This is a genomic window from Mesorhizobium sp. M0243 (assembly GCF_040321775.1).
GTDB lineage: Bacteria > Pseudomonadota > Alphaproteobacteria > Rhizobiales > Rhizobiaceae > Mesorhizobium.
In genome coordinates this window covers 1-1,459 of record NZ_JAMYSF010000071.1, presented here as the reverse complement: position 1 = coordinate 1,459, position 1,459 = coordinate 1, and the positions used below count along the sequence as shown (strand labels likewise).

Below are 1,459 nucleotides of genomic sequence, written 5' to 3'. Positions count from 1 at the left end.
CCGATCCCACGACATAATGCACACCTCGCTATGTTATTGAAAAAGCTGGATCTGCTGATCCTGTGATTGTGATAATGGACTGTGTCCGCTCCTGCCGGAATGGTGCTGGATATCGAGTTGCTCGATATCTTCATGACGGATGATCCAGGGCGTACCCTTGCAATACTGCTCGGCCTTCAGATCGCCGGCGCGGATCATGCGCAGCACGGTCATTGGCCGCAGGCCGAGCTTCGCAGCCGTTTCCTGCAATGTATACTCGCCGCGCTCCGACCGTTCGTCCTTTTTGTAGACGGCGATGTCGTGCTGGTTGCGGAAAGTGCAGACACGGGACTGCGTCCATCCGTTCAGACGACCCGTGGTTTTGCCGAGCCGGTTGAGAAGCGATGCGATCGCTCTATCCGGCAATTGGCGTGCCAGGGCACGGATCAGGTCCTCGATGTCCGGCGGGGCGCCCCAACGGTGATGGCCTGCCTTGTTCTTCCTGACCGAAAGCGCGGTATGGTCGCCGCCCTGCCAATGCACCAGCATTTTGATGTGGTCGTCTTCGATGGCGACGACAATCTCGCGGATCACGGCACGGATGATCCGCTTGCGCGTGGTGGCGGTGGCGTTGGCATGATGCCATGCCAGTTCGAGATCGGCGCCCATGCGCAGCAGGCTCCGCCGTTCCTCTTCTCCCAGAGCCTCAGGCTTGTGGCGGTCGAGCGCGTCAAGCTCGTCCTGACGCTCGCGGACGGCTACGAGCGCGGCATTCCAGCGTCGCTCCAGTTCGCCTGCTACAAGCCGGTTGTCCGGGTCGACGGCGTCATACTGGCGGCGTGCATGGGCGGCTTCATAACGTGCCTGCTCGAGTGCGAGCTCCACATGGCGCCGCTTCTCTCCAGCCTGCACGGTGGAGGTCTCGATGGCCTTGATCGCCGCTTCCATGCCGAGCGGTTGAAGGCGTTGAAGAACCTCCGCGCTGACCGCCTGATCGACCCGCAACGATCCGAAGCCGATGCACGGGTCGGTTCCGTGGTTGACCTGCGCTCCGCGGCAATGATAGCGCCCCGTATTGCCAAGACATGCAGCTTGCGGCCGCAATGGCCGCAGCGCAAGAGACCGCCGAGCAGCAACTCGCCCCGGCGAAGAGCACCGCGCGGCACCAGGCCTTTGCTTGTGGCATTGTCCGTGATCAGGCGCTGATTCCTCTCAAAATCGTGCCAGCTCAGGTAACCTTCGTGATGATCGATGAGCAAGACCTCCCAGTCGGCGCGATCGCACCTGATCCCACGCAAAATCCGTTTGCGTCCGGCCTCTATGGTGACTTTGCTGCAGGTTCGCCCGAACGCATAGGCGCCGGCGTAGATCGGGTTGGTGAGAATGTGGTGCACCGTATTGTAGACGGGCAGCTTCCAGACGATCGCCCTGTCCGCCGCGCGCGTGTAATTTACGGCAGGGAGCATAATGCCCTCGCGGC

1 protein-coding gene and 1 pseudogene are annotated in these 1,459 nt (G+C 61.6%); both read right to left on the bottom strand.

All coding sequences use genetic code 11. The annotated features are described in order from the left end of the window. Positions 1-33: 33 nt before the first annotated feature. The gene (locus NKJ11_RS33650; protein WP_352795180.1) at positions 34-984 is read right to left on the bottom strand and encodes a helix-turn-helix domain-containing protein; all 951 of its coding nucleotides are present in this window, start codon (positions 982-984) and stop codon (positions 34-36) included. Between the two features lie 239 nt (positions 985-1,223). Further along, positions 1,224-1,445 (bottom strand): annotated as a pseudogene (locus tag NKJ11_RS33645) (recombinase family protein); the annotation flags it as partial. Positions 1,446-1,459: the final 14 nt, after the last annotated feature.